This window comes from Nonomuraea sp. NPDC049486 (assembly GCF_040676925.1).
In the GTDB taxonomy this organism is placed as follows: domain Bacteria; phylum Actinomycetota; class Actinomycetes; order Streptosporangiales; family Streptosporangiaceae; genus Nonomuraea; species Nonomuraea ferruginea.
Map to the genome: position 1 here is coordinate 354,087 of NZ_JBFAPV010000001.1, position 26,665 is coordinate 380,751.

General features: G+C 73.2%; 19 protein-coding genes. 13 read left to right on the forward strand and 6 right to left on the reverse strand.

All coding sequences use genetic code 11. The annotated features are described in order from the left end of the window. Positions 1-171: 171 nt before the first annotated feature. The 3 genes from AB0K05_RS01735 to AB0K05_RS01745 all read left to right on the forward strand — a co-directional run bounded on the left by AB0K05_RS01735 (position 172) and on the right by AB0K05_RS01745 (position 4,249). Positions 172-2,202, forward strand: coding sequence for a hypothetical protein (locus AB0K05_RS01735; protein WP_364225656.1), 2,031 nt, complete (start codon positions 172-174; stop codon positions 2,200-2,202). 89 nt (positions 2,203-2,291) lie between these two features. Then, positions 2,292-3,188, forward strand: a complete 897-nt coding sequence (locus AB0K05_RS01740) for a glycosyltransferase family 2 protein (RefSeq protein WP_148037069.1) — start codon at positions 2,292-2,294, stop codon at positions 3,186-3,188. Positions 3,189-3,190: 2 nt separating this feature from the next. Continuing rightward, positions 3,191-4,249: a glycosyltransferase family 4 protein gene (locus AB0K05_RS01745; protein WP_364225659.1), complete on the forward strand. Its 1,059-nt coding sequence runs from the start codon at positions 3,191-3,193 to the stop codon at positions 4,247-4,249. On the opposite strand, the gene AB0K05_RS01750 is transcribed toward AB0K05_RS01745, so the two are convergent. Genes AB0K05_RS01750 through AB0K05_RS01760 form a run of 3 tightly spaced genes read right to left on the reverse strand, consistent with a single transcriptional unit; the run spans position 4,153 to position 7,305 of the window. Then, positions 4,153-5,109 carry a lysylphosphatidylglycerol synthase transmembrane domain-containing protein gene (locus AB0K05_RS01750; RefSeq protein WP_148037071.1) on the reverse strand — a complete coding sequence of 319 codons (957 nt, stop codon included), beginning with the start codon at positions 5,107-5,109 and terminating at the stop codon, positions 4,153-4,155. The two genes, AB0K05_RS01745 and AB0K05_RS01750, sit on opposite strands and share 97 nt — an antisense overlap. A 37-nt stretch (positions 5,110-5,146) precedes the next feature. Next, a complete protein-coding gene (locus tag AB0K05_RS01755; RefSeq protein WP_271276906.1) occupies positions 5,147-6,208 on the reverse strand; it encodes a hypothetical protein in 1,062 nt (353 codons plus the stop codon). A gap of 50 nt (positions 6,209-6,258) precedes the next feature. After that, complete coding sequence (locus AB0K05_RS01760; protein WP_271276905.1) at positions 6,259-7,305, reverse strand: SPFH domain-containing protein; 1,047 nt, start codon at positions 7,303-7,305, stop codon at positions 6,259-6,261. 109 nt (positions 7,306-7,414) lie between these two features. Between AB0K05_RS01760 and AB0K05_RS01765 the strand changes: the two genes are divergently transcribed. From AB0K05_RS01765 to AB0K05_RS01795, 7 genes are all read left to right on the forward strand, one after another. After that, complete coding sequence (locus AB0K05_RS01765; RefSeq protein WP_219543579.1) at positions 7,415-8,242, forward strand: class I SAM-dependent methyltransferase; 828 nt, start codon at positions 7,415-7,417, stop codon at positions 8,240-8,242. Beyond that, entirely contained in the window at positions 8,239-9,180 is a 942-nt protein-coding gene (locus AB0K05_RS01770; RefSeq protein WP_364225666.1) for a lysylphosphatidylglycerol synthase transmembrane domain-containing protein, read from the forward strand. The genes AB0K05_RS01765 and AB0K05_RS01770 overlap by 4 nt, the downstream gene beginning before the upstream one ends. Positions 9,181-9,273: 93 nt before the next feature. Next, complete coding sequence (locus AB0K05_RS01775) at positions 9,274-10,392, forward strand: glycosyltransferase family 1 protein (protein WP_148037076.1); 1,119 nt, start codon at positions 9,274-9,276, stop codon at positions 10,390-10,392. Positions 10,393-10,412: 20 nt separating this feature from the next. After that, positions 10,413-11,507, forward strand: coding sequence for an NDP-sugar synthase (locus AB0K05_RS01780; RefSeq protein ID WP_364225669.1), 1,095 nt, complete (start codon positions 10,413-10,415; stop codon positions 11,505-11,507). A 100-nt stretch (positions 11,508-11,607) separates the two neighbouring features. Continuing rightward, on the forward strand, positions 11,608-12,504 hold the full coding sequence (locus tag AB0K05_RS01785) for a DNA-3-methyladenine glycosylase 2 family protein (RefSeq protein WP_364225672.1): 897 nt from the start codon (positions 11,608-11,610) through the stop codon (positions 12,502-12,504). Between the two features lie 59 nt (positions 12,505-12,563). Then, on the forward strand, positions 12,564-15,122 hold the full coding sequence (locus AB0K05_RS01790; RefSeq protein ID WP_364225675.1) for a bifunctional FO biosynthesis protein CofGH: 2,559 nt from the start codon (positions 12,564-12,566) through the stop codon (positions 15,120-15,122). Positions 15,123-15,204: 82 nt separating this feature from the next. After that, positions 15,205-16,953 carry a substrate-binding and VWA domain-containing protein gene (locus AB0K05_RS01795; RefSeq protein WP_364225678.1) on the forward strand — a complete coding sequence of 583 codons (1,749 nt, stop codon included), beginning with the start codon at positions 15,205-15,207 and terminating at the stop codon, positions 16,951-16,953. Between the two features lie 45 nt (positions 16,954-16,998). On the opposite strand, the gene AB0K05_RS01800 is transcribed toward AB0K05_RS01795, so the two are convergent. The 3 genes from AB0K05_RS01800 to cofD form a co-directional block, all read right to left on the reverse strand. Continuing rightward, complete coding sequence (locus AB0K05_RS01800; protein WP_364225681.1) at positions 16,999-17,739, reverse strand: lytic polysaccharide monooxygenase; 741 nt, start codon at positions 17,737-17,739, stop codon at positions 16,999-17,001. A 125-nt stretch (positions 17,740-17,864) separates the two neighbouring features. Further along, the gene (locus AB0K05_RS01805) at positions 17,865-19,157 is read right to left on the reverse strand and encodes a coenzyme F420-0:L-glutamate ligase (RefSeq protein ID WP_364225684.1); all 1,293 of its coding nucleotides are present in this window, start codon (positions 19,155-19,157) and stop codon (positions 17,865-17,867) included. Then, positions 19,154-20,092, reverse strand: a complete 939-nt coding sequence (gene cofD, locus AB0K05_RS01810; RefSeq protein WP_271276897.1) for a 2-phospho-L-lactate transferase — start codon at positions 20,090-20,092, stop codon at positions 19,154-19,156. Before cofD ends, AB0K05_RS01805 begins: the two co-directional genes overlap by 4 nt. A gap of 159 nt (positions 20,093-20,251) precedes the next feature. On the opposite strand from cofD, the gene AB0K05_RS01815 reads away from it, so the two are divergent. The 3 genes from AB0K05_RS01815 to AB0K05_RS01825 all read left to right on the forward strand — a co-directional run bounded on the left by AB0K05_RS01815 (position 20,252) and on the right by AB0K05_RS01825 (position 26,641). After that, on the forward strand, positions 20,252-22,411 hold the full coding sequence (locus AB0K05_RS01815; RefSeq protein WP_364225687.1) for a hypothetical protein: 2,160 nt from the start codon (positions 20,252-20,254) through the stop codon (positions 22,409-22,411). A gap of 318 nt (positions 22,412-22,729) precedes the next feature. Further along, a complete protein-coding gene (locus AB0K05_RS01820) occupies positions 22,730-22,990 on the forward strand; it encodes a WhiB family transcriptional regulator (protein WP_185088496.1) in 261 nt (86 codons plus the stop codon). Positions 22,991-23,104: 114 nt separating this feature from the next. Then, positions 23,105-26,641 (forward strand): glycosyltransferase, encoded by a 3,537-nt coding sequence (locus AB0K05_RS01825; RefSeq protein WP_364225692.1) that lies wholly within the window; start codon positions 23,105-23,107, stop codon positions 26,639-26,641. Positions 26,642-26,665 lie beyond the last annotated feature (24 nt).

Below are 26,665 nucleotides of genomic sequence, written 5' to 3' on the forward strand. Positions count from 1 at the left end.
TAGGTGGGGTGGACCCGTGACTCGTCCCTTTGGTCTTGGCTTTCGTCATCGTGTGCTGGGGGCGGGGGTTTGGTGTGATCATGATTGGTGGGTTCTCGGCGCTGCCTGGCGTGCCGTCGGCTTGAGGTTGGATACGCTCGCTCACCGATGGGAATCGCCTGGTTGGACCCGATGCGGAGGCCGCCGGCGGGCCGGGTGCTCGCGGCGCTCTCGGTGCTGCCCGCGCTGGCCGTGGCCGGGTGGCTGCTGGCGGCGCTGCCGCTGCTCGCGTTCGGCGTCTACCGGCCGGTGGTGGCGATCCCGCTCGGGCTGGCCATGGCGGGGCTGCTGTGCTGGGCGGGCACGCGCGGGCTGGTCAGCGTGGCGGAGGACGCCGACGGACACGGGCCGGTCGACACCGTGCGGGCCACGGTGGGGCAGGTGGCCGCTGCTGTGGCGGTCGCGGCGGGGGCCGGGGTGTTCAACGGGGTCATGCACGGTGAGCAGCTCGCCGTCCGGCGTGACCCGTCCACCTACGCGCAGTACGCCATCTGGCTGGCGCGGGAGGGATCGCTGCCGATCCCCGCGCGGCCGGAGGCGTTCGGCGGGGCCGACCCGTCGCTGATCTTCGAGAGTGTCGGCTTCTACGCCGTCGGCGACTCCGTGGTGCCGCAGTTCATGCCGGGCGCGCCGATGCTGTTCGCGCTCGGGGAGTGGCTGGGCGGGCTGTTCCTGGCCCCGGTCGTGCTGGGGGCGCTGGCGGTGCTCGCCGTGGCCGGGCTGGCGGCCCGGCTGGCCGGCGGGCGCTGGGCCCCGGTGGCGGCGCTGGCGTTCGCCTGCTGCATGCCGATCATCTACACCTCGCGCGCCACCTTCAGCGAGATCCCGTCGATGCTCCTGCTGCTCGGCGGGCTGGCGCTGGTGCACGACGCCCTGTACGGGCACGGGCGGCGGATCGGGGCCGCGCTGGGCGGGCTGACGCTCGGGCTGGCCGTGCTGGTGCGGGTGGACGGCCTGCGTGACGTGCTGCCCGTGCTGGCGTTCGCCGGCCTGCTCGTCGCGATGGGCCGCCGGTCGCCCGGCCGCCACGGAGGGCTGGGGCCGCCGCTGCTGGCCGGGCTCGCCGCCGGGGCGGGCCTCGGCCTGGCCGCCGGTTACGGACTGTCGCGGCCCTACCTGACGTACCTGTCCAGCTCGATGCGGCCGCTGCTGCTGATCTGCGCCGCCGTCCTGGTGCTGACGCTCGCCGGTACGGTGGCCGCCCCGCTGCTGGCCAGGCTCAGACCGCCGGGCTGGCTGCCGGCGGCTGGGGCGACGCTGGTGGCCCTGACCATGGCCGGGCTGGCGGTGCGGCCCTGGCTGGTGACCGTGCGCCGGGTCCCCGACAACGTCGACGACCGGCTCACCGCCACCTTCATCGAGCAGATCCAGAAGGCCAACGGCCTGCCGATCGACGGCACCCGCCTGTACTTCGAGCACACCCTGCACTGGGTGGCGTGGTACGTGGGCGTCCCGGCGCTCGTGCTCGCCACGCTGGCCGCGGCCGTGCTGACGCACCGGCTGCTGCGCGGCCGCGGCCTGCCATGGCTGCTGCCGCTGGCGGTCATCGGCTGGGCCACGCTCACCACGCTGCTCCGCCCGGCGATCACCCCCGACCACCCGTGGGCCGCGCGCCGCCTGGTGCCGGTGGTGATCCCCGGCGTGATCCTGCTGGCCGTGTGGGGGGCGGAGCGGCTGCGCGAGCGGGCGGGAGAGGGCAGGTGGCGCGGCTGGGTCGTGCCGGTCTGCGCGCTGCTCCTGGTCGTGCCGCCGGCCGTGACCTCGATCGGCACCGCGTTCACGCCCGTCGGGCGGGGCGAGGCGGCCGCGGTCGCCGCCATGTGCGCGCGCATCCCGCCGGACGCCTCGGTGCTCATCGCCGAACGGGTCACCGCCGACCGGTACACGCAGGTCGTCCGCGGCGCCTGCGGCGTCCCGGCCGCGGAGGTGCGCCAGGTGGAGGGCGACACCGCGCCGGAGTCCGACGTGCGCCGCCTGGTCGAGCGGGTGCGGGCCGCCGGGCGCACCCCGGTCGTGCTGGCCGCCGAGGAGGGGCAGGTGGCCCCGTACGGTCCGGCCACGCAGCTGATCGGGCTGGTCACCCGGCAGGACGAGCGGTCGCTCACCGAGGCGCCCGACGGCACCTGGTCACTGCGGATCAACGTGTGGATGGCCCTGCCTTGACCTGTGATGTGCACTCGGCCACGGACCGGGCAGAGTACCCTCGTCCCACGTGAGAACGCTCAGAGCCCCCGCAGCAAGGTGGACCCGCCGTGGATGAGGAAACCCCGTACGTCACCATCGTCCTGCCCTGTTACAACGAGCAGGACCATGTCATCGACGAGGTCGACCGCATCACCAAGGCGATGGACTCGAGCGGCTACACCTACGAGCTGGTCGCCGTCGACGACTGCTCGACCGACGAGACGCTGGCCAGGCTCAAGGAGGCCGCGCCGCTCTACCCCCACCTGCGCATCCGGGCCTTCCACCGCAACGGCGGCTCCGGCACCGTGCGCAGGATCGGCACGCAGGAGGCCAGGGGCGAGATCGTCGTCTGGACCGACGCCGACATGACCTACCCCAACGAGCGCATCCCCGAGCTGGTGCAGATCCTCGACAAGGACCCGACGATCGACCAGGTCGTCGGGGCGCGCACCAGCGAGGAGGGGTCCCACAAGCTGCTGCGGGTGCCCGCCAAGTGGGTGATCCGCAAGGTCGCCGAGATGCTCGCCGGGCAGAAGATCCCCGACCTCAACTCGGGGCTGCGGGCCTTCCGCAAGTCGGTGGCCAAGCCCTACCTGCGCCTGCTGCCGCCCGGGTTCTCCTGCGTCACGACGATCACGCTGTCGTTCCTGTCCAACCAGCACGACGTCTACTACCTGCCGATCGGCTACGCCAAGCGGGCGGGGAAGTCGAAGTTCAGCTTCGTCTCCGACGCCTACCGCTACATCCTGCAGGTGCTGCGGATGATCATGTACTTCAACCCGCTCAAGGTGCTCATGCCGCCGGCGCTCTGGCTGGTCGGCATCGGGCTCGTGAAGGGCGCGTGGGACATGATCCAGCACCCGTTCTACTTCCCGGCAAACACCGTCATGATCTTCCTGTCCGGGATGCTGATCGGTTCGGTGGCGCTGCTGGCCGACCTGATCGTGCGGTCGCGGGGAGACTGAGCGTGCGCGTCGCGATCGTCGGCCCCACCTACCCGTACAAGGGCGGCGGGGCGCAGCACACCACCGAGCTGGCGCACCGGCTGGCCGCGCTCGGCCACGACGTGGTCATCGAGTCCTGGCGGGCGCAGTACCCGTCGTTCCTCTACCCGGGGCAGCAGACGATCGACGCGCCGGAAGGCGTCCCGTACCCGAAGGTGCTGCGCGAGCTCGACTGGCGCAGGCCCGATGGGTGGGTGGCCGCCGGGCGGCGGCTGCGCGCCGCCGACCTGGTGGTCCTGGCCGTGCTCAGCCCGGTGCAGGTGCCGCCCTACCTGGCGATCCTGGCCGGGCTGCGGGGCCGGGCCCGGACGGTCGCGCTCTGCCACAACGTGCTGCCGCACGAGCGCAAGCCGTACGACCGGCCGCTGATGAAGGCGTTGCTCAGGCGGGCGGGGGTGGTGCTCACCCACTCCGAGCAGCAGGCGGGGGTGGCCCGCGAGCTGACCACCAGGCCGGTGCGGGTGGCCGCGCTGCCGCCGCACCTGCCGTCCACCCACGGCGCCCGGTCCGACCGGGTGCACCGGCGGCTGCTGTTCTTCGGCATCGTGCGCCCGTACAAGGGGCTTGACCTGCTGCTGCGGGCGCTGCCCGCGGGGGTGTCGCTGACCGTGGCCGGGGAGTTCTGGGGCGGGCTCGACGAGACGAAGGCGCTGGTCGGCGAGCTGGGCCTGGCCGACCGGGTGGACCTGCGGCCCGGCTACGTCGCGGCCGAGGACGTGCCGGCGCTGTTCGCCGGGGCCGACGCGCTGGTGCTGCCCTACCGCAGCGCCACCGCCAGCCAGAACGTGTGGCTCGCGCACGAGCACGGCGTGCCGGTGATCGCCACCCGGGTGGGGGCGCTCGCCGACCATGTCACCGACGGCGTCGACGGGCTGCTCGTGGAGCCGGGCAGCGCCGGCGCGCTCCGTGACGCGATCGAGCGGTTCTACGCCTCGGGGGAGCCCGAGAGGTTGCGGTCGGGGGTCAAGGCCGTCGACCCCGACCCGTTCTGGGCCTCGTACACCGCCACCCTGCTCGGCTGACGGCCCAGCAGGAACGCCAGCCCGGCGGCCGTCACGTCGGCGAGCGTGAACACCAGCCGCGACACCACCGCCACCGCGAGCGCAGGGCCGGTGCCGAGGATCGGGTGGAGCACCAGCACGAGCGCGCCCTCCCGCACGCCCACCCCGGCCGGCACCAGGAACGCGAGCAGCCCGGTCGACCAGGCGAACGCGTAGGCGCCGGTCGCGATCACGTACAGGTCCCAGCGGCCCGCGAGCATCCACGTGTGGAGCCCGTACACGAGCCAGCCGAGCACCGTCCAGGCGGCCGCGACCAGGACTGTGCGGCCGGGCAGCACGGAGTCGAGCGTGTCGCGGCGGGCCAGCCGCAGCGCCAGGTTGAGCCCCCAGGTGAGGATCTTCGGATGCATGCAGACGGCGATCACCGGCAGCAGGAGCAGCAGGTACCACGCCTGCCGCACCACCTCCTGGGTGGCCAGCGTGGCGGCGGCGATCGCGATGCCGACGCCCAGGTTGATCACCAGCGCCAGCGAGATGCACGCGAACGTGCGGCGCGGCGGGCTGCCGTGGTCGCGGCCCAGGTCCATCATCGCCGCGTACGCCCAGATCGCGCCGGGGATGTACTTGCCCATCTGGCCCACGAACATGATGCGCCCCGCGGTCCGCACCGGCAGCGGCGAGCCCAGCCCGGCCAGCACCTGCCGCCAGGCGAGCAGCATGCAGAACTGGCCGAGCAGCACGGCGGCGAACGCGCCGGCGACCGCCCACAGCGGGATCTCGGCGACCGCCGCCGTGGTGTCGGCCCAGTTGGCCGCCAGGCCGTAGCCCAGGAACCCGAGCGCGACCAGCGCGAGGACGATGCGCAGCAGGCGGCGGAACATCACGCAAGGGTACGGTGTCCGCCCAGGTGAAAGCCAGTTACCGCATCACGAACAGCGAGACGACGAGCGCGACCAGCGCCACCGCCGCCAGCACCGCCAGGGTGATCTTCACGGCGCTGTACGGGCGATCGCCCTGCACCTCGCCGCCCACCCCGTTGACCAGCACCTGGTACGGCCTGCCTCCATACAGGTAGGAGCCGACCCAGACCGGCAGCAGCACCAGCTTGAACGTGACGTCCGCGTAGCGGGTGTCGACGCTGTGCAGGCGCTGCACGTCGCCGCCGATGTCGCGCTTGCAGTCGGCGGCGATCACCTCGGCCATCTTGCCCTTGGCGTTCTCCAGGCCCGCCTCGGGTCCGGCGTCGTAGCGCAGGCTGTGGTGGCCGGCGACGAAGCCGGGCTCGAACGCCACCGCGCGCTCCAGCGGCCACGGCTCCAGCGCGTCCAGCCGCTCCATGGGCACCCGGGCGGTGGCCGAGACCAGCACGTCGTCGAACGCCCTGGTCACCGAGCCGCTGGCCGGGTACCAGCGGGTCTTGCGCACCCGGCGGGTCTTGGTCTGGCCGTTGTCCGTATAGGTCTCGGTGACCCAGTAGTGGACGCCGCGCTGGCCGGAGTAGTGGGAGAAGGTGCTCGCGTCGAACGTCCAGTGGGGCAGGTAGGTGCTCTTCATCGACTCCGCCTCGGTGACCTTCTTGAGGCGGTTCGGGGCGAACCAGCGGGACCTGGTCCACGTGCGGAGCGCGTCGCGGGCGGCTCCCTTGTCGAGCGCGAACGGCAGCACGGCCTCCGGCGCGATCTCGTCGCCGGTGCTGCCCGCGACCAGCGCGGTGCCGCAGAACTGGCAGTCCTTGGAGATCGCGTCGCTCTCGGTGCGGGCGCCGCAGCCCGGGCAGGTGAACTGGTTCGGCGCGATGGCCTGGACGCGGGGCTTGGCCAGGAACGCGTCGTAGGAGTGCTCGCGTACGTGCCGGGTGGGGGCGGCGATCGGCTGCTCGTGGCCGCAGTACGGGCAGCGCAGCACGCTGGTGCCGGGCGCGTACTGGACGCTCGCGCCGCAGCCCCCGCAGGGGTGGGTGGTGGGGGTGAGCGAGGTCATCGCGGGTCTTTCCGTACGGGGCGCCGGGGCGGTGAGGACGAGGGAGCCGGTCAGGACGGCGGGAGCGGCGGCGGGGTGTTGTGCAGCAGGGCGGCCAGTTCGGGGACGTCGCGGGCGGGCGCCCACTGGGCCATGCCGGCCCGCCACACCAGCGCGTCGGGGGTGAGCCCGGCGGCGGCCAGTCCGGCCTCGTCGAACGGGCCGCGCCGCTCGCCGCCGACGCCGAGGAACCACTGGTGCCGCTGGGGGAGCGGCGGCGGCTGCTGGGCGGGCTGGCTCAGAGAGGCCGCCATCTGCTGGCCGGCCGCGATGCCCATGCCGAGGCCCATGCCCTCGCCGGCGCCGCCCGCGTTCTCCAGCGCGTTGGCCGCCTGGAACCTCGTGTACTGGCCCAGGTCGCCGGCCAGGCCCATCTGGGTGCGCTTGTCCAGCGCCTTCTCCACCTCGGGCGGGAACGAGATGTTCTCGAAGGAGAAGTTCGGGATCGACAGCCCCACGGTGGACAGGTCGGCGGAGAGGATGTCGGCCAGCTTCTGTCCCATGGCGTGCTGGTCGGCGGCCAGGTCCAGCACCGGCACCTGCGCCGCGCCGAGCGCGCCCGCCAGCCGGCCGACGATCGTCTGCCGCAGGTAGCCCTCGACCTCCTCGGTGCGGAAGCGCTGGTCGGTGCCTGCCAGTTCGCGCAGCAGGCTCATCGGCTCGGTGACCTGGACCGAGTAGGAGCCGAACGCCCGCAGCCGCACCGGGCCGAACTCCGGGTCGCGCAGCATGATCGGGTTCTGCGTGCCCCACTTGAAGTCGGTGAACCGCCGGGTGCTGACGAAGTACACCTCGGCCTTGAACGGCGAGTCGAAGCCGTACTTCCAGCCCTTGAGCGTGGACAGGACGGGCAGGTTGCGCGTCTGCAGCGTGAACGTGCCGGGCGGGAACGCGTCGGCGATGTGGCCCTCGTTGACGAACACCGCCACCTGGGACTCCCGGACCACCAGCTTGGCGCCCATCTTGATCTCGTTGTCGTGCCGGGGGAAGCGCCACACGATCGTGTCACGGCTGTCGTCGAGCCATTCGATGATGTCGATGAATTCGCCGCGGATCATGTCCAGAAAAGCCATAGAGCACCCGCTTAATGGTGGTTCGCACTGGCGGGCACCGTACCAAAGCCGGATCGACTGATGGTCGCGGCGGGCGCGGGTACTGTTGGGCGTCGTGGGGAAGCAACGGGTCGCGCAGCTGGCCTACTCCGAGTTCCAGGCGGCGATGCTCGACGAGGAGAAGCGCCGGCGCAAGGCCGCGAAGATCATCGCGGTGCTGGAGCACTTCCACGGGCCGCTCGGCGGGCTGACCGTGGGCGACGTCGGCTGCTCGGCCGGGTTCATCGCCGACGAGCTGGCCGCGGCGGGGGCCAAGCACACGCTCGGCGTCGACATCGACGTGCCCGGGCTGCGCAGGGCGGCCGACCGGTTCGGCGAGCGGGTGGCGTTCGTCTGCGGCGACGGCACGGCGCTGCCGTTCCCCGACGGGTCGATCGACGTGCTGGTGTTCAACCACATCTACGAGCACGTGGTCGACCCCGACGCGGTGGTGGCCGAGATGCGCCGGGTGCTCTCCGACGAGGGCGTGCTCTACCTCGGGCTGGGCAACCGGCTGGGCGTCATGGAGCCGCACTACAAGCTGCCGTTCCTGTCCTACCTGCCGCCCTCGCTCGCCGACCGCTACGTGCGCGCGTCCGGGCGGGCCGACCACTACTACGAGCGGTTCCGCACCCGGCGCGGGCTGCGCAGGATGCTACGCGCCTTCCACGTGTGGGACTACACGTTCCCCGTGCTCGCGACGCCGGAGCGGTTCGCGGGCGGCGAGCTGTTCTCCGGCGTCCCGGGCCGCGTGGCGCGCGCTCTCCTGGCCCGCACCCCCCGGGCGGCGCTCCGGCTGCTGCTTCCCCTCGTTCCCACGTACCTCTGGGTCGCGACCAAGACCCCACGCCCGCCCGCGGGCCCCGCGCTCCCGCAGCCCCCCGAACGGGTCCGGCCGCTGTGACGGACGTCCCCCGGTCCGAGGCGTCGCCGTCCATACCGTCCGGCGGAGAGCCGCGTGCCGTGCCCGCCAGGCGGCGGGGGTGGCGGACGGCCGTGCGGGGCGGGTTCCTCGTCGTGGCGCTCGGGTTCGGGGCCTGGGCGGTGGCGTCGCGGTGGGAGGAGGTCGCCGCCGGGTTCCGGCAGCTGACGCCGGGCATGGTCGGAGCCTCGCTGGCCGCCGTGGTGGCGGCGCTGCTGGGCGCGATGCTGACGTGGCGGACGCTGCTGGCCGACCTGGGGTCGCGGCTTCCCGTACGGAGTGCGGCCAAGGTGTTCTTCGTGGGCCAGCTCGGCAAGTACATCCCGGGGGCCGTCTGGCCGATGCTCGCGCAGATGGAGATGGGCCGCGACCTCGGGGTGCCGCGGGCCAGGAGCGCGGCGGCGTTCTTCCTGATGATGCCGGTCCAGCTCGCCAGCGGGCTGCTGGTGGCGTTCGCCACGCTGGGCTGGGACCGGTTCGGGTGGCTGCTGCTCCTGGTGCCGGCGCTGCTCGTGCTGCTGGAGCCCAAGGTGATCAACGCGGTGATCGGCTACGGGCTGCGCAGGCTGAAGCGGCCGCCGCTGGAGCGGCCACTCACCCGTAAGGGGATGCTCGCCGCGCTCGGCTGGGCGTTCGCGGGCTGGGCCTGTTACGGGATCCACCTCTACTTCGTCGCCCCGCAGGGCGGGGTGGTCTTCGCCGTCGGGGCGTTCGCGCTGTCGTGGTGCCTGGGCATCATGACGTTCGTGGTGCCCGCAGGGGCGGGAGTCAGGGAGGTGGCCATGGTGGCGGCGCTGGCGCCGGTGATGCCGGCCGGACCGGCCATCGCGGTCGCGCTCAGCTCCCGCGTGGTGATCGTGTTGGGTGACCTGATCTGCGCCGGTGTGGCCGGATTGTCAGCGCGGCGTTCCTCCGTGTGATTTGGCGCACGTTTTGGGGGACGCTGGTCATAAGGTGGAAGAAGAGGGGGGCCGCCGGGTCCCACGTTGATCTTGAGGGGAGAAGATCACGTAATGCCTCGAGTGCTCGTCGACGCGGCGGCGGTTCCCGCCGACCGCGGCGCACTGATCAGATATGTCGACGGCTTGGTGGCGGCGCTCGACCGGGCGGGCGCCGACCTGGCGGTGGTCTGCCAGCGGGCCGACGCCGCCCGTTACAGACGCCTCGCCCCGTCCGCGCGCGTCCTCCCCGGTCCCGTCTCGATCACGAATCGCGCGGCCAGGCTCACCTGGGAGCAGACCGGCCTGCCGCTGCTCGCCCGCCAGGCCGGGGCCGACGTGATCCACGCCCCCTACTACTCCATCCCGCTCCGCTCGGGCCTGCCGACCGTGGTGACGGTGCACGACGTCACCTGGTTCACCGAGCCCGAGCAGTACAGCCCGGCCAAGGCCTCGTTCTTCCGCTCCGCGACCCGCACCGCCGTGCGCCACGCCAACCGGGTGATCGTGCCGTCCAAGGCGACCAGGGACGAGCTCGTGCGCGTCCTCCACGCCGACCCGACCCGCATCGACGTCGCCTACCACGGGGTCGACCAGAGCCAGTTCCACCCGCCCTCCGAGGAGGAGACCCGGCGGGCGGCCAGCCGGTGCGGGCTGCACGGGCAGCCGTACGTCGCGTTCCTGGGCGCGCTGGAGCCGCGCAAGAACGTGCCCAACCTGATCCGCGGCTTCGCCACGGCGGTCAAGGACCTGGAGACGCCGCCGGCCCTGGTGCTCGGCGGCGGGGTGCACGAGGACGACGTCGACGCGGCCTGCCGCGAGGTGGAGGCCACGGTCAAGGTGGTGCGGCCGGGCTTCCTGGGCGCGCCGGACCTGGCGGGGTTCCTCGGCGGCGCGCTCGTGGTGGCGTTCCCGTCGCGGGGCGAGGGGTTCGGGCTCCCGGTGCTGGAGGCGATGGCCTGCGGGGCCCCGGTGCTCACCACCCACCGCACGTCACTGCCGGAGGTCGGCGGCGACGCCGTCGCCTACACCGAGCCCGACGCCGGCAGCATCGCCGCAGGGCTCGCCGACCTGCTGGCCTCGCCCGAGAGGAGGAGGCGGCTCAGCGAGGCGGGGCTGCGGAGGGCACGCGAGTTCACCTGGGAAGCTTCGGCCGAGGCACACCTGTGCGCCTTCCAACGCGCGACGGAATAGTTCGGTAACCTCCCACAACTATGGAGAGCAGCTCTTTGCCAGACCTCGAGGCGATACTCCTGGTCGGAGGCCGTGGCACGCGCCTGCACCCGTTGACTCTCGGCACGCCGAAGCCGCTGCTGCCGACGGCGGGGGTGCCGTTCCTGGCCCACCAGCTGGCGCGCGCCCGCGCGTTCGGGGTGCGCCGGATCGTCTTCGCGACGTCTTACAAGGCGGCGATGTTCGAGCCGGTCTTCGGCGACGGGTCGGCGCTGGGGCTCTCCCTGGAGTACATGACGGAGGAGACCCCGCTCGGCACCGGCGGCGCGATCCGCAACGCGGCCCAGGCGCTCGGCTCGGGGCCATCGGATCCGGTCCTGGTGCTCAACGGCGACATTCTGTCGGGTCACGACATCGGCGAGCAGGTGCGCCTCCACCTGGCGCGCCAGGCCGCTGTAACGCTCCATTTGACGGAGGTGGAAGATCCGGCCCGGTTCGGTTGCGTGCCCACCGACGACGAGGGGCGGGTGACGGCGTTCCTGGAGAAGACGCCTAACCCGGTGACGAACCGGATCAACGCCGGCTGTTACGTGTTCACCCGGTCGGTCATCGACGAGATCCCGCGCGACGAGGTGGTGTCGGTGGAGCGCGAGACGTTCCCCGCCCTGATCGAGTCGGGGCGGCCCGTGCTCGGTTACGCCACCCGCACCTACTGGCTGGACGTCGGCACGCCGGCCGCGTTCGTGCAGGGCTCGCGTGACCTGGTGCTCGGCCGGCTGGAGTCGCCCGCGATGCCGGGGGCCACGGGCGAGTTCCTGGCGCTGCCGGGCTCGTCGGTCTCGCCGGAGGCCAAGGTGCAGGGCGGCACGTCCGTCTGCGAAGGCGCGGTGGTCGGAGCGGGCGCCACGGTGACCGGCTCCGTGCTGTGCGAGGAGTCCGTGGTGGAGCCCGGCGCCGTCGTCACCGACTCGGTCCTGGGCCGGTGCGCGCGGGTCCGCGGCGGCGCGGTGGTGCGCGACGCGGTGATCGGCGACGGCGCCGTCGTGGGGCCGGGCAACGAGCTGCTGGCCGGGGTGCGCGTCTGGCCCGGGGTGGAGCTGCCGGAGCGCGCGATCCGCTACTCCAGCGACGAGTGACCGGCCGTGCGCCTTCGTACGGATGAGCTGGTGCGGGAGTGACGGGCCGTGCGCCTTCGTGATGGTGCGCTGAGCTGCGGGGGCACGGCAGACTGGACGGGTGAGGGAGCGTAGCTGGGTTCCGGACGGGCCGCTGGACGTGGGCCTGGCGCTGGCGCCGCACAAGCGGGGCGGCGGCGACCCGGCCTGGCGGCAGACGCCCGACGGCGCGATCTGGCGCACCTGCCGCACCCCCGGAGGGATCGCCACGCTGCGGGTGTCGGTGGCGGGCGGGCAGGTGCGCGGGCAGGCCTGGGGGCCGGGGGCCGAGTGGATGCTCGACGGGCTGCCGGCGCTGCTCGGCGCCGACGACGACGTCTCCGGGTTCGAGGCCAGGCACGAGATCCTGCGCGAGGCGGTGCGCAGGCACGCGGGGTTGCGGATCGGCAGGACGGGCCGGGTCATGGAGGCCCTGGTGCCCGCGGTGCTGGAGCAGAAGGTCGTCGGCCAGGAGGCCTGGCGGGCGTGGCGGTGGCTGCTGGGTCGCTACGGCGAGTCCGCGCCGGGGCCGGCCCCGGAGGGCATGCGGGTGGCGCCGGAGCCGTCGGTGTGGCGCGAGATCCCGGCCTGGCACTGGCACCGGTCGGGCGCGGAGACCGTGCGCGCGAAGACGATCGCGACCGCCGCCTGGCACGCCGCCAAGCTGGAGGCGGCGGCCACCAGCGAGGAGCTCGACCGGCTGCTGCGGGCGTTGCCGGGCATCGGGGTGTGGACGTCGGCGGAGGTGCGCCAGCGGGTCTTCGGCGACCCCGACGCGATCAGCGTCGGCGACTTCCACCTTGCCAAGATCGTGGGGTACGCGCTGACGGGGGAGAAGACCGACGACCCGGGCATGCTGCGCCTACTGGAGCCGTATCTCGGCCATCGCCACCGGGCCGGTCTGTTCATCACGCTGACCGGCCGCCGCCCGCCGGCCCGCGGCCCCCGGATGGCCGCCAGGGACTACCGGTCGTTCTGACCGCGGTTCTGCGGTACCGGGCGTCCGCTTTGCGAAGTTCCCCTGAGTAAGGTCTGCCTATGACCGTTGTCAGTGATTCGGCCCTTCGCCGCGCTCTCGCCCGCGCCCGTGACGGCAAGGCGCTCGACCTCACCGAGGCCGTCGTGCTGCTGCACGCGCGGGGTGAGCATCTCGACGCCCTGCTCGGGCACGCCTCCCGGGTACGGGACGCGGGCCTGGAGGCCGTCGGCCGTGCCGGGACCATCACCTACAGCCGTAAGGTGTTCATCCCCCTGACCAGGTTGTGCCGGGATCGCTGCGGCTACTGCACGTTCGCGACCGCCCCGCACAAGCTGCCGTCGCCGTTCCTGTCCCCCGACGAGGTGCTGGAGATCGCCCGGCAGGGTGCCGCGCTGGGTTGCAAGGAGGCGCTGTTCACGCTGGGCGACCGGCCGGAGGACCGCTGGCACCAGGCCCGCGAGTGGCTCGACGCGCACGGCTACGACGACACGCTCTCGTACGTGCGCGCGATGGCGATCAGGGTGCTGGAGGAGACCGGGCTGCTGCCGCACCTCAACCCGGGCGTGCTGAGCTGGCGTGACCTGCAGCGACTCAAGCCGGTGTCCCCGTCCATGGGCATGATGCTGGAGACCACGTCGCGGCGCCTGTTCGAGGAGAAGGGGCAGCCCCACTACGGGTCGCCGGACAAGGACCCGGCGGTGCGGCTGCGGGTGCTGGAGGACGCGGGGCGCAGCAACGTGCCGTTCACCACCGGCATCCTCATCGGCATCGGGGAGACGATCGAGGACCGGGCCGAGTCGATCTTCGCGATCCGCCGGGTGGCCCGCGAGTACGGCGGCGTCCAGGAGGTCATCGTGCAGAACTTCCGCGCCAAGCCGGACACGGCGATGCGCGGGCTGCCGGACGCCGACCTGGAGGAGCTGGCCGCCACCATCGCCGTCACCCGGCTCGTCCTCGGGCCGAAGGCACGCGTCCAGGCGCCGCCGAACCTGGTCGACGCCGAGTACGCGCTCATGATCCGGGCCGGGATCGACGACTGGGGCGGCGTGTCGCCGCTGACCCCGGACCACGTGAACCCGGAGCGGCCGTGGCCGCAGATCGACGAGCTGGCGACGCGTACCGCCGAGTCGGGGTTCCGGCTCAGGGAGAGGCTGACGATCTATCCCGAGTACGTCCGGGCGGGCGAGCCGTGGCTGGACCCGCGGCTGGCGGCGCACGTGGCCGCGCTGGCGGAGCCGGAGACCGGGCTGGCCAGGGAGGGCGCGATCCCGGAGGGACTGCCCTGGCAGGAGCCCGACGGCGGGTTCGCCCCAGGCGGGCGGGTGGACCTGCACGTCGAGGTCGACACCACGGGCCGCACCCACGACCGGCGGGACGACTTCGACCACGTGTACGGCGACTGGGAGGCCCTGCGCGACCGCCTCCCCGCCGCGACCGGCGGCGGCGGGACGCCCGCCGAGATCAGGAAGGCGCTGGGCAGGGCCGCGAGCGACCCCGCCGGGCTCACCGACGACGAGGCCGTGGCCCTGCTGTCGGCCGACGGCGAGGCGCTGGAGGAGCTGGCCGGGATCGCCGACGCGCTGCGCAGGGAGGCGGCCGGCGACGACGTGACCTACGTGGTCAACAGGAACATCAACTTCACCAACGTCTGCTACACCGGCTGCCGGTTCTGCGCCTTCGCCCAGCGCAGGACGGACGCCGACGCGTACACGCTCAGCCTGGAGCAGGTGGCAGACCGGGCGGAGGAGGGCTGGCAGGCGGGCGCCACCGAGGTGTGCATGCAGGGCGGCATCCACCCCGACCTGCCCGGCACCGCGTACTTCGACATCGCCAGGGCGGTCAAGGCGCGCACACCGGACATGCACGTGCACGCCTTCTCTCCGATGGAAGTGATCAACGGCGCCAGCCGGGCGAACCTGTCCGTCGAGGAGTGGCTGCACGGCGCCCGCGAGGCCGGGGTCGACTCGCTGCCCGGGACCGCCGCCGAGATCCTCGACGACGACGTGCGCTGGGTGCTCACCAAGGGCAAGCTGCCCGCCGCCGAGTGGATCGACGTCGTCACGACGGCCCACCGGGTCGGCATCCCGACCACCGCCACGATGATGTACGGGCACGTGGACAACCACCTGCACTGGGTGCGGCACATCAAGCTGATCAGGCGGCTGCAGGAGGAGACCGGCGGCTTCTCCGAGTTCGTGCTGCTGCCGTTCGTGCACACCAGCGCGCCCATCTATCTGGCGGGCGTGGCCAGGCCCGGCCCCACCGCGCAGGAGAACCGCGCCGTGCACGCGCTGGCCAGGATCCTGCTGCACGGCGCGATCCGCAACATCCAGTGCTCCTGGGTCAAGCTCAGGGACGACCTGTGCCGCCAGGTGCTCCAGGGCGGCGTGAACGACCTGGGCGGCACCCTCATGGAGGAGACCATCAGCCGGATGGCCGGGTCGGAGAACGGCTCGTACAAGACCATCAGCGAGCTGCGGGCCATGGTGGAGGTGACCGGGCGGCCGGTCCGCCAGCGCACCACCGAGTACGGCGTGCCCAGCGCGGAGCGGCTGGCCGCCGCCGCGGCCAGCGACGGCGTGTGCCAGAGCGTGCGCAGGGTGCTGCCCCTGGCGTAGATATAACCAGTTCTAGTTAGACTGGCGTCCGCTCTGGGAGGCACTGGGAGCATCGGCACCCCCTTCGGAGAGAGGTTTCACCGTGCGTTTGGGCCGACACCGCGCCGCGCTGTCCCCCCAGCAGAGGCGGAGCCGGGCGCTGTGGCGCGGCGTGCTGGCGGGCACGACCGTGGTGGCCGTGCTCGCGGCGGCGATCGTCCTGGTGTTCGGCGGCGGCGCGGCCGTGTGCGCCACGCGAGAGCCTGTTCTGGTCGACGTGGCGGCCGCGGTGGACGTGGCCCCCGCCGTCATGGAGGCGGCCGGGCGGTTCAACGAGACGAAGACCACGGCCGGCGGCCGGTGCGTGCTCGTCCAGGTGACCGAGCAGCCTCCGGCCACGGTCTTACGCACGCTCATCGGCGACAAGGTGGGCGTGCTGCGCGAGCGGCCGGACGGGTGGGTGGCCGACTCGTCCGCCTGGATCCGGCTCGCTCGCGACCAGGGGGCCGGCGCGCTGCCGGGCGGCGAGACCGTGGTGGCCACCTCGCCGCTGGTGTTCGCCACCCGCTCGTCGCTGGCCGAGCGGTTCGCCATCGGCAAGACGGAGATGAACTGGCGGATGGTGTTCCCGGCCACCGTCCGGGGCCGGCTCGCGCCCACGGAGAACGAGCCCGACGTCGTCCGCGTGCCCGACCCGTCGCTGGCGGGCGCCGGCATCGCCACCGTCGCCGCCGCCCGCGACGTGGTCGGTACGGGCCCGGAGGCGGACAAGGCGCTGACCGCGTTCGTCCGGTGGGCGCAGGCCGGGTCGGCGCCCGACTACCGGAGCATGCTGACCGCCGTGGACGACCGCACGTTCTGGCAGCGGCCGGTCGTCATCGTGCCCGAGCAGTCGGTGTGGCACCACAACCGCGCCCCGTCGGACGACCCGGTGGTCGCGCTGCACCCGCGCGAGGGCACGATCACGCTCGACTACCCGTACGTGGTGACCGCCACCGACCCGGTCGTGGCCGAGGCGTCCAAGGCGTTCGCCGGCTGGCTGGCGGACGCCGAGGCGCAGGAGATCGTGCGCCGGGCGGGTTTCCGGTCGGGGGACGGCGCGCACGGGCCGATCTCGCCGGGCCCGGAGATCCCGCAGGCGACCCCGAAGCTGCGCCCGTCGGTGTCGCCCGAGGACATCGACGAGGCGCTGCGGGCGTGGAGCAGGCTCGCCCCGCCGACGAACATCCTCGTGCTGACCGACACCTCCAGGCACATGGCGGAGAAGCTGAAGGGCACAACCAAGGCCGAGGTCGCGCTGGAGGCGGCCAGGATCGGGCTCCAGCTCTTCCCCGAGTCCACGCACATGGGGCTGTGGGAGTTCGCGCACCGGGCCGGCGGCCTGCACGGCTACCGCGAGCGGGTCGGCCTGGGGCCGATCAACGAGCCGGAGTCCGGCCAGCTCGTCCGGCGCGGCGAGCTGAACCGGCTGACCACCACGATGAAGGCCGACCCGGACCGCGACAGCTCGCTCTACGACGCGATACTCGGCGGCTTCCGCGAGGTCGGCGGCGAGTACCGCGAGGAGATGAACAACACGCTCCTGGTGATCACCGCCGGGAAGGACGACGGCCGCGGCGTCAAGCGGCAGGCCCTGCTGGACCGGCTGCGCGGGGAGTGGAAGCCGGACCGGCCGGTGCAGATCATCGTCATCGCCTTCGGCGACGACGTGGACCGCGACGGCCTGACGGCCATCACCGCCGCCACCAACGGCTCGCTGCACGTGGCCCAGCAGCCCGGCGAGATCATCGACGTCTTCCTCGCAGCCCTGGCCCGCCGCCTCTGCCACCCCACCTGCAAGCCGGGGGCGTGAAGAAGGGGGCGCCGTGCGGGGCGCCCCCTTCGGCTCACGGGATCGTCAGACGCGCTGCCAGAGGGCGGGCACGTTCGGCGGCTCCCAGCCGGTGAGGGCGGTGTGCGCCTGGATGCAGCGGTAGGTGGCGCCGCCGTAGGTCACGGTGGAGCCGACCGCGTACGCGGTGCCGGCCTTCCAGGTGCCGCCCGGGTTCGAGGTGGGCGTCGGGGTCGGGGTCGGAGTGGTGGGCGTGGGGGTGGGTGTCGGGGTCGGGGTGGGGTTCGGGTTGCCGCCGCCGCCGATCTGCAGGTCGATGCAGGCGTAGAAGGCCATGGGGGTGTCGGCGATGTTCCAGATGGCCAGGACCTTCTGCTTGCCGCTGTAGCCCGACAGGTTCACGGTGTGGCTGACCTGGGCGGCGGGCTGCCGGCCGCCGTCGTTGAACACGGCGACGCGGTTGGCGCCGATGTAGTACTCCCAGGTGCTGGTGGCGTGGCGGGCGGTCAGCGTCCAGTTGAAGTTGACCGTGGTGCCGACCGAGGTGACGGGCCAGTTCTTGCTCTCGTCGCTGAGCTGGGCGAACCGGGCGACGCCGCCGTGGCAGTTGCGCTGGCCCTTCTGGCCTTCCACGCTCTGCGGCTCGTAGATGATGTCGCCGCAGCCGGAGACCCGGCCCTGCGCGCAGTGGGCCTGCCGGCTGGGCGGCGCGTTCACGTACCCGTGGGCCAGGGCGGGGGCGGCGGAGACGACCGTGGTGGCGGAGGCGAGCGCCGCCACCGACAGTACTGTGAGCATCCTTCGCATCGAGTGGCTCCTTTACCTTGGGGGGTGCGCCCAATGTAAAGGAAAGTTTCCTAACAGTGAACCGATTCGTGACTATTCATGAGAAAGCCAGTCAGTGAGAGATACGTGACCCCTGCCGCGCCGGATCAACGCGTCACCGTGAAGTCCGCGGCGTCGCGCGGCGCCCGGTCGCGCGGGGGAGCGGCGGCGTGGCCCACCGCGACGCATCCCATCGGGTCCCACGCCTCCGGCAGGTCGAGCACCTCACGCACCACCGGGCGGCAGAACATGGTCGACGACACCCACGCCGAGCCCAGCCCCTCGACGGCGAGCTGGACCAGGAAGTTCTGCACCCCGGCGCCCGTCGCCACCACGAACATCTCCCGCTCCGCCGCGTTGCGCCGCTCGTCGCGGTACGTGTGCGAGCCCTCCATCACCAGGCACGGGACCACCAGGTAGGGCGCGTCGCGCAGCACGTCGCCGCGCCTGATCCGCTTGGCGATCGACTCCTCGGTGAACCCGTCGCCGCGCAGGTCGGCGATCCACGCCTCCCGCATGGCGTCGAGCAGCCGCACCCGGGTCTCCGCCGACTCCACCAGCACGAACCGCCACGGCGTCGTGTGGTGCGGCGCGGGGGCGGCGATGCCCGCCGCCACGGCCCGCCGCACCGCCTGCGGATCCACCGGCCGGTCGGCGAACGCCCTGATCGTCCGGCGGGCGAAGACCACGTCGCGTGACCCGTACCGGAACATGTCCTCGTCGGCGGGCCGCACCAGCGGCCGGACCCCTGGGCCGTCGTCCTCGGTCACCAGGTGCGACAGCCCGCGCACGATCGCCACGGGGACCCCGTCGAGCTTGCCCTTGACCAGCTCGGCCGCGGCGGCGATCTCGTCGGCCAGGGCCGTCACGGTGGCGCTGAGCGGGTTGCCGTGGGTGTCGGCGCCGCCGCGGAAGTCGGCCAGCGGGAGCATCCCTGCCACGCCGATGGCCACGTCGGTCAGTCCGTTCCGCCACGGCCGGCCGAACGTGTCGGAGACGATCACTCCGACGCGGCGGCCCAGACCGGACCTGATCCGGCGCGCCGAGGCGTCGGGATCCTCGGGGAGCAGCAGGACGGTGCCGGCGGCGGTGTTGGACGCGTCGACCCCGGCGGCGGCCATGACGAAGCCGTGGCGGGTCTGCGAGATCACCGTGTCGCCGCGCCTGGCGACCACCCGGACGGTCTCGTCCTCGATGGCCTTGGCCCGGTCGGGGGCCTCGCGGACGCGGCCCTCCGCCTTGCTCACGATCTTGGACGTGACGACGACGATGTCGCCGTCACGCACGTCCGCGTCCGCCAGCAGGGCGGCCAGGTCGTCTCCGGGGCGCACCTCGCCGAGGCCGGGCACGCCGAACACCTCCAGCCGCTCGGCCGCGGAGAGGGTGGGGTCAGCGGTCATCGGGAGAGCTCCTGCGCGAGGTCGAGGGCGGCGCGGGCGATGGCGGCCGCCGCGTCCTGGTCGGTCATGAGAAGGGGCCGGGCCGCCACCCGGACGCCTTCCAGCTCCACCCCGGAGTCCTCGGGCGCCACCAGCCAGCCGTCGACCAGCTCGGCGCCGTACAGCTCCAGCACCGCCTGGGCGCTGGTCTCCACCCCGATCGCCGTCAGGCAGGCGTCGGCCATGCCGCGCACCGGGGCGCCGCCGATGATGGGCGAGACGCCCACCACGGTCTTCGCCAGCAGCGCCTCGCGGATGCCCGGGACCTGGAGGATCGTCCCGATGCTGACCACCGGGTTGGACGGCGGCAGGATCACCAGGTCGGCCTCGGCGATGGCCTCCAGCACGCCCGGCGCGGGCTTGGCGGCGTCGACGCCGACCAGCGCGAACGACTCCGCCGGGACCGAGGCGCGCAGCCGGACCCACCACTCCTGGAAGTGGACGGCGCGCCTGCCCCGCTCGTCGGAGATGACCACGTGCGTCTCGCACCGGTCGTCGGTCATCGGCAGCAGCCGCACCCCCGGCTGCCAGCGGGTGCAGAGGGCCTGGGTGATCTGGGAAAGCGGGAAGCCGGCCTCCAGCATCTGGGAGCGCACGATGTGGGTGGCGAAGTCGCGGTCGCCCAGCCCGAACCACTGCGGTTCGACCCCGTACGCGGCCAGCTCCTCCTTGACCACGTGGGTCTCGTCCAGGCGGCCCCAGCCCTGTTCCTCGTTGATGCCGCCGCCCAGGGTGTACATGACGGTGTCGAGATCGGGGCAGACCCGCAGGCCGAACAGGGTGATGTCGTCACCGGTGTTGCCGATCACGGTGATCTGGTCGTCCGGGGCGGTGGCGCGCAGCCCGCGCAGGAAACGGGCGCCGCCGATGCCGCCGGCGAGGGACACGATGTGCATGCGGTCAGTCTTGCATCGTGCCCTTTTGTCCCTTCCCCTGAGCCGGGGCAAGCGGGAGGAAGGGCGCGCATTGAGACCAACGCGCGACCTGTGATCGAAGCGGTCTTTGCCACGATATGGCAAACTCCCTTCGGGCTAAAGGGTCTGATGGGGGTAGTTGTGAACAAGCTTGACGTCGCCCGGTTGAGAGAGCCGGCCGCCTGGATCATGCTGGCCGCCGGCGGTCTGGACATCCTGGTCACGCTCGGCCGGATCTTCATCGGCTCGTCCGACAGCTTCACGATCACCGAGCGCGCCGCCACGTACTTCGGGGGCCTGACCAGCCCCGTGGTGACCGCGCTGCTGCTCGGCGCGGTGCTGCTGCTCACCAAGGTCGGCCCGCCCTCGCCCAAGGCCAAGATCGCGGCGTACGGCGCCGCGGCGTTCCTGGGGCTGGCCACCCTGTTCGGCGCGCTGTCGCTGCTGCTGGGGCTGTTCGCGGACCGGGGCGCGCGCTCCACCGTGGAGTTCGTGCTCGGCGGCGCGCCCCAGCTCGCGCTGACCGTCATCGCGCTGGTCTACCTGCTGCCCCAGGTCCTGCCCGAGCGCAAGCCCACCGGCTACCCGCAGGGCTTCCCGCCGGGGTACGGCCCGCAGGGCTTCGGCCAGCAGGGGTACGGGCAGCAGCCCGACTTCGGCCAGCAGCAGGGGTACGGCCAGCAGCCTCCGTCCCAGGGCCAGCCGATGCCGGGCTACGGCCAGCAGCCGCCTTCGCAGGGCCAGCCGATGCCGGGGTTCGCCCAGCAGCCGCCGCCCCAGGAGTACGCCCCCCAGCCGCCGCCCCAGGAATACGCTCCCCAGCCTCCGTCGCAGGAGTACGCCCAGCAGCCTCCGTCCCAGGGCGTTCCCGGATTCGCGCAGCAGGGGCAGGAGGCCTACCAGCCGCAGCCCCCGTCCCAGCAGCCGAGGGCCGCGCTCCCGGCCGCCCCCGCGGACCGCGACCAGAACCACGAGCCGGCCTTCCCCCAACAGGCCCCGGCCCAGGACCAGTACGCCGCGCCCGTCCAGGACCAGTACGCTCCGCCCGCTCAGGACGCCTACGTCCCGCCCGTCCAGGACCAGTACGCTCCGCCCGCTCAGGACGCCTACGTCCCGCCCGTCCAGGACCAGTACGCTCCGCCCGCTCAGGACGCCTACGCCCCCTCCGCCCAGGACCAGTACGCCGCGCCCGCCCAGGGCGCGTACGCGACTCCGCCCGCGCAGGAGTTCGCGCCGCCCGCGCAGGACCAATACGCCCCGCCCCCTCAGGGCGCGTACGCGACTCCGCCCGTCCAGGACCAGTACGCGCCGCCCGCGCAGGCACCGGACCAGTTCGCGCCGCAGGCCCAGGACCCGTACGCGGCGCCGCCCGTGCGGTCGCAGGAGCAGTACGTGCCGCCCGGCCAGGGACAGGACCCGTACGCCACGCCCGCCCACGCCCAGGACCCCTACGCCCCCCAGGCCCAGCAGGCCGCGTACACCTCCGGTGAGACCTCGCCGGACGCCGGGTTCAAGCCCCAGGAGTACCAGCCCGCCCCGTACGTGCCCGCCGACAGCCTGCCCAACACGTACCCCCCGCCCAACCCGTACGCCCCGGCCGAGAGCCAGCCCGACGTCTACGCCCAGCCGAACCCGTACGCCCCCGCCGACAGCCAGCCCAACGCGTACGCCCCGTACACGCCGCAGGCGGACAGCCAGCCCCAGGCGGGCCAGTCCGGAGGGTTCGGCCAGCCCTACTCCTCGGGCGAGACCGCGCCGAGCGTCCCCTACCCCCAGGCCGACCAGGCCCAGCAGCCCTACTACGACCAGCCGCCGGCGTTCGACCAGCAGTCCCCGCAGCAGGGCGGCCAGCCGTTCACGGGGTACTCCGGCCACGAGTTCGGGTCCCCCCAGGAGCCCGACCCGCCCGTGGACCCGCGCTCGCAGCAGCTGCTCGACGCCTACCAGCAGGCGGAGACGTACCAGTCAGGCATCATCGGCACCCAGCCCGACCTGCGCGTGCCGGACTACACCAGCCAGCCGAACCCGTACGACGACCCGTTCGGCCACCCGCAGCAGCCGCCCCAGCAGCAGGCCCACCAGCCCCAGCCCCAGCACCAGGCGCCGCAGCAGGGCCAGCACCAGCCCGGCCAGCCGAACCCGTACGAGCCGCAGGCCTACCAGCCGACCCACCAGGCGCCCGCGGGCTGGAGCGGCGGCCAGCCGGCGGACTCGACGGTCAGGCTCGACCCGAACTCCTACCGCGGGGACGACCCGATCGACCCGACGGCGATATACACCCCCAACGAGCCCCGCAGGTAAGGGACCCGCAAAGGACTGCTAGAGAAGAGGTGGCTGAAGGGCGGAGCTCTATCCCGCCCTGATACGGTTCCGACCGCTGACAGCGTTGAACACGCCCGTCCACGCCGCATCAGAACGGCGCAATTCGGGCGCGAACCACACACGCGAGCTGGACCGGGGCGAGACCAGGTCTTTCCCCGGATACCGGCATGCCGCTTGACGTCACGTACAGCACACGCGTGTAATTACAACCATGTTGTTACGCCTTCCAGTGGGTGGGTAATAAGGAAGGCGTTCCATGGGGGGCTCCATTGCGGGCGGGCGGCAGGGAGGTGTGCAGTGACCGACTTGGTCATCGCACAAGATCAGCTTGACGCTGAAGAACTGGGCTGGCAGGAGCGCGCGCTCTGCGCGCAGACTGATCCGGAGGCGTTCTTCCCGGAAAAGGGCGGCTCCACCAGAGAAGCCAAGAAGGTGTGCCGATCGTGCGAGGTTCGTGCCGAGTGCTTGGAATACGCACTTGAGCACGACGAGCGCTTCGGCATCTGGGGTGGGTTGTCCGAGCGGGAGCGCAGAAGGATCAAGCGCGAGGCCGTTTAGCGATATGTGGACGGAGGGGTCACACGGGAGTTCCCGTGTGGCCCCTTTTTCATGTGGATGACCCGGTTCGGCCTGTAGGGTAAGCGCCGCCGATCATCCGCCCCTTGGAGCCTGATGTCCCGTCCCTACGTCACCGTGGTCGTCGTCTCCCACGACGGGGCCCGCTGGCTCGGGGAGACCCTGCGTGGCCTGCTGGGCCAGAGCCGGCGCCCGGACCGCGTGGTCGGTGTCGACAACGGCAGCCGCGACGGCTCGGCCGACCTGCTGACGGAGGCGCTCGGCCCCGGCAACGTGCGCAGGCTGCCCCGGTCCACGGGCTTCGGCGAGGCCGTGGCCGAGGCGCTGAGCGACCTGCCCGCCGTCGAGGACGAGTGGGTCTGGCTGCTGCACGACGACTGCGCCCCCGACTGGCGGGCTCTGGAGGCGCTGCTGTACGCCGCCGGCCAGGACCGCAAGGCCGCCGTGCTGGGTCCGAAGCTGCGCGACTGGCTGGACCGGCGGCGGCTGCTGGAGATCGGCGTGACCGTCGGGCTCACCGGCCGCAGGGACACCGGCCTGGAGCCGCACGAGTTCGACCAGGGGCAGCACGACGGCACCCGCGAGGCGCTGTCGGTGTCCACCGCCGGGATGCTGATCCGCCGCGACGTGTGGGAGGCGGCCGGCGGGCTCGACCCGTTCTTCCCGCTCTTCCGCGACGACCTCGACCTGTGCTGGCGGGTACGGAACGCGGGCCACCGCGTGCTGGCCGTCACCGACGCCGTCGCCTGGCACGCCGAGGCGGCGGCACGCAGGCGGCGGCGCATCACGGTCAGCGGCGACCACCCGCGCCGCCTGGACCGGCGCAACGCGATCTTCGTCGTCATGGCGAACCTGCCGTTCCGCACCATGCTGTGGGCGCTGGTCAGGAACGTGCTCGGCTCGTTCGTACGGACGTCGCTGTTCCTGGTGGGCAAGCAGCCCGCGAACGCGCTGGACGAGCTGGTCGCGCTCGGGTCCATCCTCATCCACCCGCTGCGGCTGCTGCGGGCGCGGCGGGCCAGGCGGGCGGGGCGCAAGAAGGGGTACGCGCGAGTCCGGTTGCTGCTCACGCCCAGAGGGTCGGGGCTGCGGCGGCTGGTCGACATGGTGCGCGGCTTCCTGAGCGGCGACCGGCCGGTCGAGTCCGCCGGCCGGCACCACCACGCCGCCGCCCCCGGCAAGCCGGAGGACCCCGACGAGCTCCCGCCGGAGGACCGCGGCGCGGTCAAGCGCTTCCTCGGCCGGCCGGGGGTGCTGCTCGTGCTGGCGCTCACCCTGGTCACGCTGGTGGCCTCGCGCTCCCTGCTGGGCGGAGACCGGCTCGGCGGCGGGGCGCTCGTCCCGGTGACCGGGAGCGCGGCCGACCTCTGGGCCTTCTACACCGGCGGCTCCGCCGGCTGGGCGCCGCCGTACGTGGCGGTGCTGGCGGCGCTGTCCCTGCCTGCCTTCGGGCAGACGGGTCCGGTGGTGTCGGCGCTGCTCCTCGGCGCGGTGCCCCTGGCGGGGGCGTCCGCGTACCTCGCCACCCGCCGCCTGACCACCCTCCCCGACCTCCCCCCATTCCTCCGCCGCCCGAACCACCCAACCGGCCGCCCCCCGTTCCTCCGCCGCTCAAAACACCCCCCGTCCGACCGCTCTCCGGCCGCGGACGGTCCTTCAGGTCGTGATCCCTTCTCGTCCTCGGGTCGCTCGGCGGTCGCGGATGCTTTCTCGGGTCGTGATCCCCTCTCGTCCTCGGGTCGGTCCCCGGTCGCGGACGGTTCTTCGGGTCGTGATCCCGTCTCGCCCTGGGGTCGTTCCCCGGTCGGGGACGGTTCTTCGGGTCCGGATTTCGCCTCGTCCTCGGGTCGCTCTCCGGCTGGGGACGGTTCTTCGGGTCCGGATTTCGCCTCGTCCTCGGGTCGCTCTCCGGCTGGGGACGGTTCTTCGGGTCCGGATTTCATCTCATCCTCTGGCCGCTCCCCGGCTGCGGAGGGTTCTTCGGGTTTTGATCTCGCCTCGCCTTCCGACCGGGCTCTGGCCGCGAGTGCTTCTTCGCGCCGGGGTCTCTCCTCGACCCTGGACGTCACTTCGGCCGCTGGCCGCCCTGCGGGTGCCGAGCCGGGCAGGCGGCGGCGGGGGCGGCGTGGAGCTGCCGTCGATACCGGGTCGGGGGCTCAGGATGAGGGTTCGGCTGCCGCTTCTCCGGCGGGGCGGCGTGCGGGCCGGGCCACCGCTACCGGGGCGGCCGGCCGGGCCGCCGATTCCGCGGCCGGGTGGGGAGAAGGGGCGGTCACTCGTACCGGGGTGGCGGTTCGGGTGTGGGTTGCGGCGACGTACGCGTTGCTGCCTGTCGTGACCGGTGCGGTCGCGGCCGGGCGGCTGGGGACGGCGGTGGTGCATGTGCTGTTGCCCGCTTACGCGGTGCTCGGCGGGCACCTGCTGTTCGGGGACCCGCGCCGGTCGCGCCGCGCCGCCTGGGGGCTCGGTCTGCTGCTGGCCGTCGGGACCGCGTTCGTGCCGCTCGTCTACGTGCTGGTCGCCGTGCTGGGCGGGGCGGCGGCCTGGCTGCTGCGCGGGGCGCGGCCCGGCGTCCTGACCTCGGCGGGCATCGCGCTGGCCGTGCCGGTCGCCCTGCTGCTGCCGTGGCTGGTGGACCAGGCGCTGGACCCGGGCCGGCTCCTGCTGGAGGCCGGGCTGCACGGCCCGGCGCTGAGCGACGCCCGGCTCGGGCCGGAGTCCCTGCTGGCGCTCAACCCGGGCGGGCCCGGCGTGCCGCCGTTCTGGGTGACCGCCGGGCTGGTCGCCGCGGGGCTCGCCGCCCTGCTCGCCCGCAGGCGGCGGCGGGCGGTGGCCGCCGGGTGGGCGGCCGCCCTGTTCGCGATGCTGGTGGCGGTCGTGATCGCCCGGATCACCGTGTCGGGCGCGACGGCCTGGCCCGGCGTGCCGCTGGCACTGGCCGCCGCCGCGCTGATCGTGCTCGCGGGCCTGAGCGCGCCGGGCCTCGCCGCGCTGGGTGCGGCAGGCGGGGTGCGCCGGATGGCGGCGGTGCTGGTGGCCGCCGTGGCGATCAGCGCGCCGCTGCTCGCCGCCGGTCACTGGGTCGTCCAGGGGGTACGCGGGCCGCTCCGATCGGACGTGCCCGACCCGACGCCCCCGCTGGCCGCGATCCACGCGCGGCCCGGAGAGCGGATCCTGCTCGTCAACGGTTCGGAGTTCACCTTGCTGCCCGGCCGGGCCCCGCTCCTCGGCGAGGCGGAACTGCCCGCCGACCCCGAGGCCCGCGCACGTGTCCGCACCGCCGCGGAAGGGCTCGTCGGCGGGCGCGGCGGCACGGACGCCGCCACGCTCGCCCAGCAGGGCGTGGCCATGGTCGCCATCGCCCCGCCGGTGCCGGCCGGACTGGCCGAGACGCTGGACTCGCAGCCGTCGCTGCAGCGGATGAGCCTGTCGGAAGCGGGCGGGCTGTGGCGGGTGGCCGAGACGGTCACCCCCGTCCAGCCTCCGCCCGCGCACTTCCTGCACACCCCGTGGCTGTGGCTCCAGGGCGCGATGGTCCTCGCCGTGCTGCTGCTGGCCGCACCCGGCCGCCGCGACCCCGCCACCGACCCCGAGCCCTCCCACCCGTCCCCGGCCTTGGCAGGCGCCCGATGAGAGCGCGCGTCGTGGGCCCCCGGT